We start from the raw sequence: 14,187 nt of genomic DNA on the forward strand, positions 1-14,187 counted from the left end.
GAAGACCTGCCCGATGCGCCGACCGTCGAGCATGCGGCGACCCGACAGTGCCCGGGTAGAGGACCCCGGAATCCTCACCTCGTGAGTGCCGATCCCGGGTCCTCGCCGCGAAGAAGCGACCGGTCCGGGCCGCCCGTGACTGGAGCGGTCTGCGCCGCGCCTTCAGGATGCGGCGTCCAGTTCGGCCGGACCAGGCACCCTGGGGTGGGGAACCCGTCACCCCCAGGGAAGGCCGGGGCCACCCCCTCCGCCGAAGTCGTAACCGCCGACGTTCGCTCCGCCGGGTCCGGCCTTGATGCCGTCCACCGCGATCGGTCCGACGTGTGGGCCGCCGATGTCGACGTTGCCGCCCTGGGCGTTCGGTCCGGGGGCGACGGTAGCCACGGAGGGGTCGGACGAGGGGGCATCCGCATCCGGGGCGGCAGACGCGATGCCTGCGCCGGCCGCGAGAACGAAGAACGCGGCCGCGACGGTGGCACCCGTGCGTGTCAGTACGGTGGAGAGGTCGAATGAAGCCGACATAGGGAAGAACCTTTCGCAGTGTGTGGTGCCGGGGAGGCTGGGGAGGACAGTCCTGGCGCCGAGGGGCCGACACCCGCAGGTGACGGCCCCTCGGCACTGTTCAGGGAGATCGATCGATCACGACTCGGTCACCAGCAGATGATGAACCCGCAATTCTGGGTGTTGTCCGTGGTGGTCGTGTCGCCGGCACCCGCGCCCCCGTTTGCGTTGCCGCCGTTGGCATCACCGGCGTTGCCGCCGTTGGCATCTCCGGCGTTTCCTCCGTTGCCGCCGTTTCCTCCGTTGCCGGCGTTCTGCGGCCCGGTGGTGGTGCCCGGACTACCGATGACCGGCCCGCCGAGGACGACGTTTCCACCGGCGCCGTTGCCGCCGGCACCGCCGGCGCCGCCCTGCGACGTGCCGCCGTTGCCACCCTGCGAGGTCCCGCCCGGAACGGTGCCGCCGTTGCCACCCGGATCAGCCGAGGCGATTCCTGCTCCGGCTGTGAGGGCGAAGCCCGCGATGGCGAGAGCGGAGAGGGTGCGCTTGAGGGTGTGTGCCATGTGTGGATCTTTCTGTGGGGGTGGGGTTTTGCTTGCCACATAAGAATGCGCCGATTGCACCCACCCGAACAGGTACCCCAGGGGGCGCTACCGGCACCCCGAGGGATGACGCCGCCCCACCCCGTAGAGCCGTGTCTACGGCCGCATTTCGTAGGCGCCGTCGTAATTCTCCACCTGCGCCCACACCCGCGAGAACCGCTCCGCGTCCACCACCGGGCGGCGAATCGCGCCGAGCGCCCACTTCTGCTGCGCCTCGGTGGCGGACGATTTACCGTGCAGCGCAACGGCATAACCGGAGAAGTCGCGGATCTGGAAGTCGAAGATCTGGTCGATCAGATCGCGATCGATGCCGGCGATCGCGGCTTGCTCGAGAATCAGGTGCCCGTAGACCACGAGCGAGAACAGGTGCCCGAGGTCGAGCAGGAAGTCGAGATCCTTCTGCTGGCCTGCATCGGGCGGGGCGGTGGTGAGCAGTTCCCTCAGCGCGGTCGCCTGCTCGTGGAACCGGGCCACGTTGGGGACGTCCGAGTGCGCCTCGTAGGTCTTCGTCCAGTCGTGGAACTGAATCTTGCCCGCACCGCGGGTCGGGCCCTGGGCCCAGAAGAAGGCATCGTCGGCGGCGTCGAGCCGGGTTCCGATCTCCGGGTATTCCGCCGGGTTGAGCAGGTAGTTCGGCATGAACTTGAGGATGAGGCCGACGTTGACGTGCACGGTGCCCTCGAGCTTCGGCAGGGTGCCGATCAGCTGGGCAGCCTCGCGGAAGTAGGTGTTCTTCTCGTAGCCCTTTGCCGCGATGACGTCGTGCAGCAGCGCGATCACCTTCTCGCCTTCGGAGGTCACCTTCGCCTTCGTCATCGGGTTGAACAACAGGTACCGGCGATCGTCGAGACTCGCGTTGCGGAAGTAGTCGACGGAGCGTGCACTGAACAGCTTCATCGCGATCAGCCGGCTGTAGGCGTCGACGAAGTTTCCGCGCACGTGCGCGAAGTCGGTAACGGGGTTGCCGTAGAGAATCCTGTTGTGCGCGTGGGTGATCGACTCGTAGAACGCGTGCTCGGAGATCCCGATGGATCCCGTGCACAGGTTGAACTTGCCGACGTTGACCGTGTTCAGCGCGGCCTCGAAAGCGGCGACCCCCGTGTGGAGGATGTCCTCTTCTCGCACCGGGTAGTCCTCGAGCCGGAACGTGCTGACGTACATCTGGCCGTGCACCACATTGCCCTGCAGATGGTATGCCGGGTGGCGACTGTCCACGAGGAAGAAGACGTACCCGTCGCTGCCCTCCACATCGGTGCGCCTGCCGAACACCGACACCATGCCCGCGACGTTGCCGTTGCCGATGTAGTACTTGTCGCCGCTCGCGGTGAACGCAAGATCCGGGTCATTGTCCGCAGGGGTCAGCAGCATGTCCGTCGAGTAGACGTCCGCGCCGTGTTCCTTCTCCGACAGACCGAACGCCAGCACCCCGCCGTCGTCGAGGAGCGTCGCGGCGCGTTCCTTCGCAGCGCGGTTCCCGCTCATCCAGATGGGGCCGAGACCCAGGATGGTCACCTGCCACGCGTACCAGTACGCGAGACCGTAGAAACCGAAGATCTCACTGAGGGCGGCGTTGCGTGCCGCATCCCAGCGCTTGTCCGGATCGCCGCCCGCCAGGTCGGCAGGCGTGAGGAACTTCGCGAACAGTTTCTCCTGTTTCACGAACTCCAGGAAGTCGTCGGGCCACACGGCCTCGAGGTCGTCCTCGAGCAGCCGCTTCTTGCCCCGCGACTCGAACCACTCGATCAGCGCCCGCAGCAGTCTGCGCGTCTCCGGATCGAAATGCTCGGGATCGTAGGAGGTCGGATCGAACAGCAGGGAATTCGTCACAGCAGGCCTTTCGTCCGGACGTGTCAGGCCAAGCTAACAGTCCGGACGAAAGGCGTGGGGCGGTTTGATCAGCCCCTGACGGTCTCGACGATCTCGCTCAGCGCGGACTCGGCGGCCACCTCACGGCTCTCGCCGGTAAAGCGGTCGCGGACCTCCACCTTGCCCTCGCCCCAGCCACGGCCGACGACCACGACCAGCGGGACACCGAGCAGTTCGGAGTCCTTGAACTTCACGCCGGGCGATGCCTTGCGATCGTCGAGGATCACCTCGAGACCGGCCTTGTCGAGTTCGGCGGCGAGTCCCTCGGCGCCTTCCCGGGCGGTCTCGTCCTTGTTGGCGATCACCACGTGCACGTCCGCGGGCGACACCTCGGCCGGCCAGCGGAGGCCCTTCTCGTCGTGGTGCTGTTCCGCGATCACGGCGACGAGGCGGGAGACGCCGACACCGTAGGACCCCATGGTCGGGCGGACGGGCTTGCCGTTCTCGCCGAGCACGTCCACGGAGAACACGTCGGTGTACTTGCGGCCGAGCTGGAAGACGTGACCGATCTCGATTCCCCGGGCCGCGACGAGCGCACCTGCTCCGTCGGGTGACGGGTCGCCGTCGCGGACCTCGGCGGCCTCGATGGTGCCGTCCGGGGTGAAGTCACGGCCCGCGACGAGCCCCACCACGTGCTTGCCCTTCTCGTCGGCTCCGGTGATCCAGCTGGTGCCGTCGACGATGCGCGGATCGACCAGGAAACGAACACCGTTGGCTTGCAGCGCCTTCGGTCCGATGTAGCCCTTGACCAGGAAGGGGTTGGCCGCGAAGTCGGCCTCGGTGAGCAATTCGAACTCCGCGGGCTCGAGGGAGGCACCGAGACGCTTGTCGTCCACCTCACGGTCGCCGGGAACACCGATGCCGAGCAGTTCCCACTCGCCACCGGGCTGCCGGGTCTTGACCAGGATGTTTTTCAGGGTGTCCGCCGCGGTGACGGTCCGGCCCAGGTCGGCGCCGTTGGCCCAGTCGACGAGCGTCGCGATCGTGGGGGTGTCCGGTGTGTCGTGCACCTTCGCGGCAGGCAGTCCGTCGAACGGGACGGCCTCGGGAGCCAGGGTCTTCACGGCCTCGACGTTGGCGGCGTAGCCGGACTCGAGGCAGCGGACGTAGGTGTCCTCACCGATCTCGCTCTCGGCGAGGAACTCCTCCGACGCGCTGCCGCCCATCGCACCGGACGTCGCCGACACGATCACGTACTTGACGCCGAGCCGGCTGAAGATCCGCTCGTAGGCGTCACGGTGCGCCCGGTACGACTCCGTGAGGCCCTCGTCGGTGAGGTCGAAGGAGTACGAGTCCTTCATGACGAACTCGCGGCCGCGGAGAATGCCGGCCCGCGGGCGCTCCTCGTCGCGATACTTGGTCTGCACCTGGTACAGGGTGACCGGGAAATCCTTGTACGAGTTGTACTCGCCCTTGACGGTGAGCGCGAACAGTTCCTCGTGGGTGGGGCCGAGCAGGTAGTCGCCGCCCTTGCGGTCCTTCAGGCGGAACAGTCCGTCGCCGTACTCGGTCCAGCGGTTGGACGCCTCGTACGGTTCGCGCGGCAGGAGCGCGGGCAGGGAGATCTCCTGGGCACCGATGCCGTTCATCTCTTCCCGCACCACCCGCTCGACCTCGCGCAGCACGCGCAGACCCAGCGGCAACCACGAGTAGACGCCGGGCGCGATGCGACGCACATAACCGGCGCGGACCAGCAGCTTGTGGCTGGAGACCTCGGCGTCGGCGGGGTCGTCGCGCAGAGTGCGGAGGAACAGGTGGGACAGGCGGGTAATCACGGGATACCAGAATAGTCGGCTGGGAGTGGGCCGAGCGCGTCGGTAGGGTTTCGTGCGTGCTGGTGTTACTTCCTCCCTCCGAAACCAAGTCCGACGGCGGCGCCGACGCGCCCCTCGACCTGGCCGAGCTGTCCATGCCGCAGCTCACCGAAACCCGCGAACTGCTGGTCCAGGCGCTGGTCGCGCTGGCGGCGGACGAGGAGGCGTCGCAGCTCGCGCTCGGCCTCGGCCCCACCCAGGCCGACGAGATCGAGCGGAACGCCAAACTGTGGGTCTCCCCCACCCGGCCCGCACTCGAGCGCTACACCGGTGTGCTGTTCGACGCGCTCGACGCGAAGTCGTTCACCAAGGCGCAGAAGTCCAAGGCGCTGTCGCGGCTGGCAATGGGGTCAGCGCTGTTCGGTGCGGTGCGCGCCGGCGATCTGATCCCCGCCTACCGGCTGTCGGGCGGGTCTAAGCTTCCCGAGCTGGGCACGCTCCGGGCGTTGTGGAAGCCGGAGCTGAGCCGGGCGATCGCCGCGGAAGCGGACGGTCTCGTCGTCGACCTGCGGTCGGGGACGTACCAGCAACTCGGACCGATCCCCGAGGCCGTGATCGCCACCGTCCTCACCGAGAAGCCCGACGGCACCCGCACCGTCGTCAGTCACTTCAACAAGCACCACAAGGGTCTGCTGGCGCGCGCGCTCACCGTGTCCCGCGCCGAACCCCAGGACGTTCGCGGGGTGGCGCGGGTGGCGTCGAAGGCCGGCCTGCGCGTCGAGGTGGCGTCGAACCGCGAGCTGATCATCCTCACCGACTGACCCCAGCTGTGAGTACTTATCAACCGCGGGCGGTTGATAAGTACTCACAGGCGGTCTATTCGGGCTTGACGGCCAGGACGGGTTTGCGGCAGGACAGCAGCAGGCGCTGGGCGGTGCTGCCCATCAGGAGCTTCCCGACGGGGGTGCGGTCGCGGATGCCGATCACGAGCAGTTCCGCGCTGGGCGCCGTCATGGCCTCGAGAATCACGTCGACGGTCTCGTCTCCCACGATCTGCCGGACTTCGTGGTCGACCCCGCTCGCAGCCAGCTTGCCTTCGAGTTCCTGCAGGTGCGCGTTGTCGGCGAACGACTGGTCGGCGAGGGAGTCGCCCTTCGACGTGTTGATCACGAGCAGCGACGTACCGCGCAGCTGCGCCTCCGCGACGCCGTGTTCGAGGGCCGCCCCTCCGAACTGGTCGGGGGTGTATCCGACGACGATCATGCGTGTGCCTTCTCTCTGGTGTCGGTGGCGTCGCCACCCGCCGGTCCGTCGGGGAAATCGGGCGCCGCGACGGGGTAGTGCGAGCGGACGACCTTGGCGACGAGGGGTGCGATGAGGAGCACTGCGATCACGATGTAGACGATGATCGCGACGGGCTCGGTGAACAGGCTGCCCCAGTCACCGCCACCGAGCTGCAGGCTCTGCCGCAGTTGGCGTTCGATGCGCGGTCCGAGGATGACGCCGATGATCAGCGGCAGCACCGGCAGCCCGAACCTCCGCATCATCAGACCCATCAGCCCGAACGTCAGCAGCAGCGCGAGGTCGAGCCACTGGAGGTTGACGGCGAACGCGCCCAGCGCGGCAAAGAACAGGATGCCGGCGTAGAGGTAGGGGCGCGGTGTGCGGAGCAGCTTCGCCCACAGCGGTGCGAGCGGAAGGTTGAGCACCAGGAGCAGGAAGTTGCCGATGAACAGGCTCGCGATCAGCGTCCAGATCAGGAGCGGTTCCTTCTCGAACAGTGTCGGGCCCGGCTGGATTCCGTACGACACGAACGCCGTCAGCATGACCGCGGCGGTAGCGTTGGTCGGCAGGCCCAGCGACAGCATCGGCACGAGTGTGCCTGCCGCGGAGGCGTTGTTGGCGGCCTCGGGGCCGGCGACACCTTCGATGGCGCCCTTGCCGAATTCGTCCTTGTGCTTAGACAGCTTCTTCTCGGTGATGTAGGAGAGGAAGGTGGGCAGCTCGGCGCCGCCTGCGGGGAGTGCGCCGAACGGGAATCCGTAGGCGGTGCCCCGGAGCCACGGCTTCCACGAACGCTTCCAGTCGCTCTTGCCCATCCACGGCCTGCCGACGGGAATGACCTCGGCCGGCTTGCGGCGGAGGTGAGCGGCGACCCAGAGGGCCTCACCGAGTGCGAACACGGCGACCGCGACGACGACGATGTCGATCCCGTCGGACAGCTGCGGGATGCCGAACGTGGCACGCGGCTGACCGGTGAGGAAGTCGATGCCGACCAACCCGATCGCGAGACCGAGCAGCAGGGAGATGCATCCACGCATCTTCGAGGTTCCGAGGACGGCGGTGACGGCCACGAGGGCGAGCAGCATGATTGCGAGGTAGGACGGGGCTCCGAGGGTGACCGCGAAACTCGACACCATGGGCGCGAACAGCACCAGGAGCATCGTGCCGATCGACCCGGCGACGAACGACCCGATCGCGGCGGTCGCCAGGGCCTGCGCGGCCCTGCCGGCTTTCGCCATCTTGTTGCCCTCGATCGCCGTGATCACCGACGACGACTCCCCCGGCGTGTTCAGCAGGATCGACGTGGTGGAACCGCCGTACATGCCGCCGTAGTAGATGCCGGCGAACATGATGAAGGCGGCGCTCGGGCTGACGTTGTAGGTGACGGGAAGCAGGAGGGCCACGGTCATGGCCGGTCCGATACCCGGGAGCACGCCGACCGCCGTGCCGAGGAGGACGCCGATGCACGCGTAGAGCAGATTCATGGGGGTGGCTGCTTGCTCGAACCCCTGCAGCAGCCAGTTCAGATTGTCCATGTCAGAGAATTCCGTCCAGAATGCCAGCGGGCAGCGGTATTCCGAGCCCGACGTAGAACGCGTAGAAGCTGCCGAATCCGAGCACGGCCCCGATGGCGATGTTCCGCACCCAGTGGCGGCTGCCCAGAATGGTTGCGGCCCCGGCGAACAGGACGGTGCCGATGATCGCCCAGCCCAGGAAGTCGACGAGCGCGATGGTCACGACGAACAGCCCGACGAGTAGGCCCACCGTCTTCCAGTCACCCGGGGAGTCCGGATCGACGTCCTCGCCGCTGTCGGCTTCCCCGGTGGAGCCCCGCAGGATCGCGACGGCGAGCACCACAGCGAAGACCAGCAGTCCCCCGCCGATGACGAGCGGGAACAGTCGCGGGCCCACCGGGTCGACCTTCGCGAAGCCGTCGCTGAGCGACAGTGCGTCGACGATGAGGAACACCCCGATCACCGCCATCACCGCGGAGACGATGAACTGTGCGTAGTCGCGCCGCTTCGGCGCCGGGGCCGTGTCCGCGGAGACGGCGGACGGTTCTGCGGGCGCGGTCATGTCAGCCCCAATTCGGCCAGGGTGGACGAGACCCGCTCGTCCTGGTCCCGGAGGAACTGCTCGAACTCCGGTCCCGTCGTGAAGGCGTCACTCCAACCGTTCTTCACCAGGGCCTCCTTCCATTCCGGTGTGTCGTGCAACTTTTCGAGCGCCTCGACCATGTCGGCCTTGGCGCCGTCGGACAGTCCCGGCGGCGCCAGGATTCCCCGCCAGTTGGTGAAGGTCAGGTCCACCCCGGCCTCCGTGAGGGTCGGCGCGTCGATTCCTTCGACCCGCTCGTTCCCCGACACCGCGAGGACCCGGACCTGGCCGGCCTCGATCTGGTCGACGTACTCGCCGAGTCCCGACGTGCCTGCGGTGATCTTCTGGCCGAGAAGGGCAGTCAGCAGGTCACCGCCGCCGTCGTAGGACACGTAGTTCACCGCGTTCGGGTCCACTCCGACCGCGCGGGCCGTCTCCATCGGAAACAGGTGGTCGGGACCGCCGGGCGAGGAACCGCCGCCGATGGTGATCGACGCCGGGTCGGCGCGCCATGCGGCCACGAAGTCGTCGATGGTCTGCAACGGTGAATCCGCGGGCACGAGGATGCCCTCCTGCTCCTCGACCACCTTGGCCAGCGCGGTGGCCTCGGAGACGCGTGCGGTGGATCCGTTGGTGTAGCCGGCGCCGACGACACCCAGGCCCATCATCATCATGAGGTCGTCGTTGCCGGCCTCGTTCATCAGCCTGGCCATCGCGACCGTTCCACCTGCGCCGATCACGTTGAAGACCTCGACGCGGCCGGTGATGCCCTCGTCTTCCATGATCTTCACCGCGGTCCGCGCCGTGAGGTCGTAGCCGCCGCCCGGACTGTTCGGAACCATCATCCGCACCCTGTGCAGGCCCTCGTCCTCGCCGCGGGTGACCCCGCAGCCGGCCACGAGGAGGCCTACGAGCGCGAGCAGGAGCAGCGCGCGTACCCTGCTCCCGCTACCTGTTCTCGACATCGTTCCTCATTTCGCCATGAATGTGATCTTCCGCAATACTGAACCTCAGGGGTGATGCACGTCACCTATGCGAACGAAACGGAACTTAAGTTCATTGTGGTCACCACTTCATCCCCGCGTGCGTAGCCTCGCGGGCCAGGTTCTGCTCCTCCAGCTCGTCGTCGTCGGCGTCGTGCTGCTCGCGGTGGCCGCCGTGTCGGTCCACCAGTCGACCGTGGAGTTCCGCGACCTCCAGGGTCAGCGCATGATCGCGGTGGCCGAGAACGTGGCGTCGACGCCGGTGGTGCGCGACCAGCTGTCGGACCGCTCGGTCGAGCGCGTGCTGGCGCCGGAGGTCGATCGCGCCGTCAACCTGTCGGGCGCCACTCTCGCCGAGATCGTCGCGCCGAACGGGGCGGTGACCGTGTCGTCCGATCCGACGCGGCTCGGGGTGCCCGCGGAACTCGGCGCCAGCGATGTGATGACCGGGCGGGCCTGGTCGGGCGACGTGGAGGTCGACGGCCGCCGCGCCATCGTCGGGCATGTCCCGATCCTGTCCGCCACCGGGGACGTCCTCGCGGTCGTGTCCGTCAGCGACGACTACCCGTCCGTGTGGGACCTGCTCAGCAGCGCGGGCGCGCGCCTGCTCCTGTATCTCGGAATCGGTGCCGGTCTCGGGCTTCTCGGCTCGTGGCTGCTGTCCCGCCGGATCAAGACCCACACCCGCGGTCTCGAGATCGCCGAGATCGCAAGCCTTGCCGACCATCGCGAGGCCCTGTTGCACAGCATCCGCGAGGGTGTGGTCGCGGTGAACCCCGACGGGGTGATCACCCTGCTGAACGACAGCGCCCAGGAACTGCTCGACCTCACCGACGACGCCGTCGGCCGACACGTCGACGACGTCGCGCTCGACCCCGCCGTTCGGCAGTACTTACTCAACGGAGAGGACGGCCGCGACGTGGTGCTGTCGACGTCGTCGCGCATGCTCGCGCTGAGCCGGCGTGCGGCCACCAGCCAGGGGCACAAGATCGGCACCGTCACCACGATGCGTGACAGCACCGAACTGGCATCGATGCAGAGCCAGCTGTCTTCGCACAAGAGCGTCACCGACACCCTGCGCGCGCAGACGCACGAGTTCGCCAACCAGCTGCACACGATCTCGGGCCTGACGCAGCTCGGTGACTACGACGCGGTCACCGACTTCGTCGGCACCCTCACCCGCCGCCGAGCCGAGATCAGTGATGCTGTCACGCAACGCATCTCGGATCCGGCCGTCGCCGCGCTGCTGATCGCGAAGACGTCGCTCGCCGCCGAGACCGGGGTGTCGCTGACGCTGGAACCCGACTCGCACCTGCACGCCCTCGACCCCGAACTCGCCACCGACGTGATCACCGTCCTCGGCAATCTCATCGACAACGCCGTCGACGTGTCCGAGGGCGGCCGGGACGCGCGGATCTCGATCCGGATCACCGACGACGACGGCATTCTCATCGAGGTCGCCGATTCCGGCCCCGGAGTTCCCGAGACGATGCGGGAGGAGATCTTCTCGCGCGGTGTCACCTCGAAGCCGGGCACACCCGGTGGCCGCGGAATCGGGCTCGCCCTGGTCCGTCTCGTCAGCTCCCAGCACGGTGGGTCCGCAGCCGTGTCGGACGCACCCGGCACCGGTGGTGCCTTGTTCACCGTCCACGTGCCGCGTAGCTAGACTCTCCGATCATGACGGGACGGCGTGGCGATGTATGAGGTCCTGGTCGTCGACGACGACTTCATGGTCGCGGAGATCCACCGCCGATTCGTCGACAAGACACCGGGGTTCACCACCGTCGGGGTCGCACGGACTGCCGCCGAGGCCCTCGAATCGGTGCACACCGCAAACCCCGACCTCGTGCTTCTCGACGTCTACCTGCCGGACATGTCCGGCCTCGACGTCCTGCAACGACTGCGGGCGGAGGGCAACGCCGTCGGCGTCATCATGATCACCGCCGCCCGGGAGATCGACACCGTCAGCCGCGCACTGCACGGCGGCGCCTCCGACTATCTGGTCAAACCGTTCGACTACACGCAATTACAGGAGAAACTCGAGAACTTCCGGCGCCGTGCCCGGGCGCTCGAATCGCAGTCCGGCGCAGACCAATCCCTGATCGATTCCCTGTTCGGGGGCAAGGGCAAGAATCCGGAGTCGAGCCGGCTCCCGAAGGGGCTCAGCGCCGAAACCGGCCGCCTGGTGCTCGACATCCTGCGGTCGAAGGGCGAGCTGTCGTCGACCGAATGCGCCGAACTCGCCGGACTGTCCCGGGTCAGCGTGCGCCGTTACCTCGAGCACTACCTGTCCGAGGGACTGCTCGAGGTCCGGCTCGAGTACGGGGGCGCAGGCAGGCCCGTCCGCCGGTACCGGCCTGCCCCACGCTGACACGGTTCGTCAGGATCGGGTGCAGGTGCCGGCGAGCGCGAACGGTGTCGAGTCGCCGGCGTCACGGCGCTCCGCGCGGTCCAGCAGGGCGAGCGTTCCGGAACCGAACGTCGGTGAGTAGGACACCGAGTCGGTGCACCCGCCGTGGTCGAGGCCGCCGACGAGCGCGACGACCCGCGAACCCGTGACCCACGGGCCTCCACTCGTTCCCTCGCCGAGACCGTCGCAGACCACCGTGGGATAGCTGTCCGTCGACGTGGTCGCGGCGGTGCACGACACCGGACCCTCGCCGAGGGTCGGATAGCCGGTCACGGCCACGGTGGTCGCGGGTGCCGGCGCGGACGCCAACTCGAAACCCCCGCCGACCACCGATTCGACGGAAGCCGGCACGGTGGTTCCGCTCGGGGCCACCCGGAGAACGGCGTAGTCGTGCTGCGGGTCCTGCGACTCCAGCCAGGCGGGGTCGACGTAGATCTGAGACACCGTCCACAGTCCGAACGGGGACACGCCGCGGTCGAATCCGGGCGCGAACGACAGCGCGCCGCCCGACCCCGCGATGCAGTGCGCGGCGGTGAGGACGAGGTCGCCGTCCGCGCTGTCCAGAACCGATCCGGTGCAGACGTGGATCGGCGTGCCGGCCAGGAACAGCGGACCGACGCGAGGATCCGGTGCGGCGGGCGCAGGCGCGGCGGCGGCCGATCCCCCGGCTACGCAGGCAGCGAGGAGCAGGCCCACCGCGGCTGCCCCCGTGACGGATGTGCGGGAGGGCTTGACCACAGGACCATCATGCTCCGCCCGCCGCGCGCCGGGAGGCGGATTTCTGCGACCGGCCAGCCGGTCAGCTGCGTGGCGGAAGCTGCTGCAGCGCCCACTCGTTGCCGTCGGGGTCGGCGAAGTACACGAAGCGCCCCCACGCCAGGTCCTGTACCTCGCTGACCGGAACGCCACGGGAGGACAGCTCGGCGTGGGCGGCATCGGCGTCGTCGATGACGATCTGCAACCCGTGCACCGAGCCGGGCGGGGTGTCGACCAGGCCCTCGCCGACGGCAATCGAGCACGCCGACCCGGGAGGCGTGAGCTGGACGAAACGCACGTTCTCGCTCACGCGGTGGTCGTGGTCGACGACGAAGCCGACCTGGTCGGCGTAGAACGCCTTGGCCCGGTCCACGTCGGACACCGGCAGGATGATCAGCTCGATTTTGTAGTCCATGACCGGATGCTATAGACGGACTCCGACAACCGGGCCCGAAACCGGACCGGACCGCGTTCACGCCTGCTGCGCCGCCTTCTCGGCGGCCTGCGCCTGCGCGACCTGTTGCGGGGTGAAGCGGATGAACAGCGCGGCCAGTCCGGCGATGAAGGCGCAGCCGGCGCTGCCGACGAGGGCGAAGGTGTACCCGTTGCCGAGCGCCTCGAGTTGCGTCGGATTCATGTCGGCGACCTTGCCGGAGATGCCGCCGAGGGACAACGTGCGCGAGGTGGCCATCGCCCCGATGACGGCGAGGGCGAGGGGTCCACCGAGGGTCTGCGCCACCTGGGCGATCGCGGCGAGCGGACCGATCTCCGTCTCGGACACACCGGCGATGGCGCACAGCGGGAGCGGGACGACGGCGAGTCCGACGCCGAATCCGATACCGATGACCGGTACGAACAGGTTGCCGAGGTAGGTGGCGGAGCTGTCGAGGGTCGAGCCGTAGAGCAGCCCGACCACCATGATCGCGGCGCCGGCGATCACGAGCCACCGGGGCTGGATCCGGACGGCGAGCTTGGACGCCACAGCGGCCGCGCCGCCGAGGCCGAACGCGAACGGGATGAACGCGAGGCCCGCCTCGAGGGGGCTGTAACCGAGAATGTCCTGGACGAACAACGCCACGAAGGCGGCGACCGTGAACATGACGGCACCGGCGAAGAAGATCGCGACGAGCGTCGCAACCCGGTTTTTGTCGCGGAACAGGGAGAACGGCAGCAGCGGGTTGTCGGCGGTCCGCTCGACGTACAGGAACGCGCAGAACAGCAGCAGACCGGCGACGAGCGCGCCGACCACGTACGGACTCCCCCAGCCGAGTTCCGGCCCCTCGGTGAGCGCGAACACCACGCCCGTCGCCGCGACCGTCGCGAGAACCGCCCCGGGAACGTCGAGGGCCAGGCGCTCGCCCGCGGTCTCCTTCAGTGCCACGAACGCGCACCCCACGATGACGACGCCGATGGGGACGTTGATGAGGAAGATCAGGCGCCACGACACCTCGGTGAGGGCGCCTCCGATGATCAGTCCCGCGATCGACCCGATGCCCGTCATGGCCGCGAAGATCGCGATGGCCTGGTTGCGCGCAGGTCCGGCCGCGAACGTGGTCGCGACCAGGGCCAGTGCTGTCGGGGACGCCACCGCGGCGCCGACACCCTGCAGGAACCGGGCGGCGATCAGCATGAACTCGCCCACCGCGAGACCGCACAGCAGCGAGGCGACGGTGAACAGGGCGACACCGCCGACGAACATCTTCTTCCGGCCGAACGCGTCGCCGAGCCGTCCCCCGAGGAGCATGAGGCCGCCGAACGCGAGCGCGTACGACGTCAGCACCCAGTTGCGGCCGCTGTCGCTGAGACCGAGATCGGCCTGCAGCGGCGCGAGCGCCAGGTTGGCGACGGTGCCGTCGAGGACCACCATCATCTGCAGCCCGCTCAGCACGATGATCGCAAGCCCCATCACGCGGGTGGCGGCGGGCGGATTCACC

Annotated in this window: 14 protein-coding genes; 3 read left to right on the plus strand and 11 right to left on the minus strand. The window is 68.3% G+C overall.

Translation table 11 applies throughout. From position 1 onward, the window contains the following. Window positions 1-216: 216 nt before the first annotated feature. From ACFWAY_RS13915 to ACFWAY_RS13930, 4 genes are all read right to left on the minus strand, one after another. Window positions 217-522, minus strand: coding sequence for a hypothetical protein (locus ACFWAY_RS13915; RefSeq protein ID WP_378450283.1), 306 nt, complete (start codon window positions 520-522; stop codon window positions 217-219). Between the two features lie 128 nt (window positions 523-650). Further along, window positions 651-1,064, minus strand: a complete 414-nt coding sequence (locus tag ACFWAY_RS13920; protein WP_378510970.1) for a hypothetical protein — start codon at window positions 1,062-1,064, stop codon at window positions 651-653. A 135-nt stretch (window positions 1,065-1,199) separates the two neighbouring features. Then, the gene (locus tag ACFWAY_RS13925; RefSeq protein ID WP_378510971.1) at window positions 1,200-2,930 is read right to left on the minus strand and encodes an acyl-CoA dehydrogenase family protein; all 1,731 of its coding nucleotides are present in this window, start codon (window positions 2,928-2,930) and stop codon (window positions 1,200-1,202) included. Between the two features lie 68 nt (window positions 2,931-2,998). Beyond that, complete coding sequence (locus tag ACFWAY_RS13930) at window positions 2,999-4,744, minus strand: proline--tRNA ligase (RefSeq protein WP_378510972.1); 1,746 nt, start codon at window positions 4,742-4,744, stop codon at window positions 2,999-3,001. A gap of 56 nt (window positions 4,745-4,800) precedes the next feature. On the opposite strand from ACFWAY_RS13930, the gene yaaA reads away from it, so the two are divergent. Continuing rightward, the gene (yaaA, locus tag ACFWAY_RS13935; protein WP_378450279.1) at window positions 4,801-5,544 is read left to right on the plus strand and encodes a peroxide stress protein YaaA; all 744 of its coding nucleotides are present in this window, start codon (window positions 4,801-4,803) and stop codon (window positions 5,542-5,544) included. A gap of 55 nt (window positions 5,545-5,599) precedes the next feature. Here the strand turns inward: yaaA and ACFWAY_RS13940 are convergent, their stop codons facing one another. From ACFWAY_RS13940 to ACFWAY_RS13955, 4 genes are read right to left on the minus strand one after another with little or no spacing between them, the layout of a single operon-like run. Continuing rightward, window positions 5,600-5,986 (minus strand): universal stress protein, encoded by a 387-nt coding sequence (locus ACFWAY_RS13940; protein WP_037245669.1) that lies wholly within the window; start codon window positions 5,984-5,986, stop codon window positions 5,600-5,602. Then, entirely contained in the window at window positions 5,983-7,542 is a 1,560-nt protein-coding gene (locus tag ACFWAY_RS13945; protein ID WP_378450278.1) for a tripartite tricarboxylate transporter permease, read from the minus strand. The genes ACFWAY_RS13940 and ACFWAY_RS13945 overlap by 4 nt, the downstream gene beginning before the upstream one ends. Window position 7,543: 1 nt before the next feature. Beyond that, a complete protein-coding gene (locus ACFWAY_RS13950) occupies window positions 7,544-8,083 on the minus strand; it encodes a tripartite tricarboxylate transporter TctB family protein (protein ID WP_378510973.1) in 540 nt (179 codons plus the stop codon). Then, complete coding sequence (locus tag ACFWAY_RS13955) at window positions 8,080-9,069, minus strand: tripartite tricarboxylate transporter substrate binding protein (RefSeq protein WP_005259246.1); 990 nt, start codon at window positions 9,067-9,069, stop codon at window positions 8,080-8,082. The genes ACFWAY_RS13950 and ACFWAY_RS13955 overlap by 4 nt, the downstream gene beginning before the upstream one ends. 67 nt (window positions 9,070-9,136) lie before the next feature. Here ACFWAY_RS13955 and ACFWAY_RS13960 point away from each other — a divergent pair, with 67 nt between their 5' ends. Together ACFWAY_RS13960 and ACFWAY_RS13965 are read left to right on the plus strand one after the other, a co-directional pair. Further along, the gene (locus tag ACFWAY_RS13960) at window positions 9,137-10,753 is read left to right on the plus strand and encodes an ATP-binding protein (protein WP_378450276.1); all 1,617 of its coding nucleotides are present in this window, start codon (window positions 9,137-9,139) and stop codon (window positions 10,751-10,753) included. A gap of 30 nt (window positions 10,754-10,783) precedes the next feature. After that, window positions 10,784-11,458, plus strand: a complete 675-nt coding sequence (locus ACFWAY_RS13965; protein ID WP_378450275.1) for a response regulator — start codon at window positions 10,784-10,786, stop codon at window positions 11,456-11,458. A 9-nt stretch (window positions 11,459-11,467) separates the two neighbouring features. Here the strand turns inward: ACFWAY_RS13965 and ACFWAY_RS13970 are convergent, their stop codons facing one another. The 3 genes from ACFWAY_RS13970 to ACFWAY_RS13980 all read right to left on the minus strand — a co-directional run bounded on the left by ACFWAY_RS13970 (window position 11,468) and on the right by ACFWAY_RS13980 (window position 14,159). Then, window positions 11,468-12,235, minus strand: a complete 768-nt coding sequence (locus ACFWAY_RS13970) for a trypsin-like serine peptidase (RefSeq protein WP_378450274.1) — start codon at window positions 12,233-12,235, stop codon at window positions 11,468-11,470. 61 nt (window positions 12,236-12,296) lie between these two features. Beyond that, window positions 12,297-12,668, minus strand: coding sequence for a glyoxalase superfamily protein (locus ACFWAY_RS13975; protein ID WP_378450273.1), 372 nt, complete (start codon window positions 12,666-12,668; stop codon window positions 12,297-12,299). Window positions 12,669-12,725: 57 nt separating this feature from the next. Further along, entirely contained in the window at window positions 12,726-14,159 is a 1,434-nt protein-coding gene (locus ACFWAY_RS13980; RefSeq protein WP_378450407.1) for an MFS transporter, read from the minus strand. Window positions 14,160-14,187 lie beyond the last annotated feature (28 nt).

The organism is Rhodococcus sp. NPDC059968 (assembly GCF_042738615.1).
In the GTDB taxonomy this organism is placed as follows: Bacteria; Actinomycetota; Actinomycetes; order Mycobacteriales; family Mycobacteriaceae; genus Rhodococcus_F.

What these genes read in the sequence shown, in the direction of transcription:
- ACFWAY_RS13915 (WP_378450283.1), bottom strand. Translation starts at nt 522, where the DNA reads ATGTCGGCTTCATTCGACCTCTCCACCGTACTGACACGCACGGGTGCC.
- ACFWAY_RS13920 (WP_378510970.1), bottom strand. Translation starts at nt 1,064, where the DNA reads ATGGCACACACCCTCAAGCGCACCCTCTCCGCTCTCGCCATCGCGGGC.
- ACFWAY_RS13940 (WP_037245669.1), bottom strand. Translation starts at nt 5,986, where the DNA reads ATGATCGTCGTCGGATACACCCCCGACCAGTTCGGAGGGGCGGCCCTC.
- ACFWAY_RS13945 (WP_378450278.1), bottom strand. Translation starts at nt 7,542, where the DNA reads ATGGACAATCTGAACTGGCTGCTGCAGGGGTTCGAGCAAGCAGCCACC.
- ACFWAY_RS13950 (WP_378510973.1), bottom strand. Translation starts at nt 8,083, where the DNA reads ATGACCGCGCCCGCAGAACCGTCCGCCGTCTCCGCGGACACGGCCCCG.
- ACFWAY_RS13955 (WP_005259246.1), bottom strand. Translation starts at nt 9,069, where the DNA reads ATGTCGAGAACAGGTAGCGGGAGCAGGGTACGCGCGCTGCTCCTGCTC.
- ACFWAY_RS13960 (WP_378450276.1), top strand. Translation starts at nt 9,137, where the DNA reads ATGCGAACGAAACGGAACTTAAGTTCATTGTGGTCACCACTTCATCCC.
- ACFWAY_RS13965 (WP_378450275.1), top strand. Translation starts at nt 10,784, where the DNA reads ATGTATGAGGTCCTGGTCGTCGACGACGACTTCATGGTCGCGGAGATC.
- ACFWAY_RS13975 (WP_378450273.1), bottom strand. Translation starts at nt 12,668, where the DNA reads ATGGACTACAAAATCGAGCTGATCATCCTGCCGGTGTCCGACGTGGAC.
- ACFWAY_RS13980 (WP_378450407.1), bottom strand. Translation starts at nt 14,159, where the DNA reads ATGGGGCTTGCGATCATCGTGCTGAGCGGGCTGCAGATGATGGTGGTC.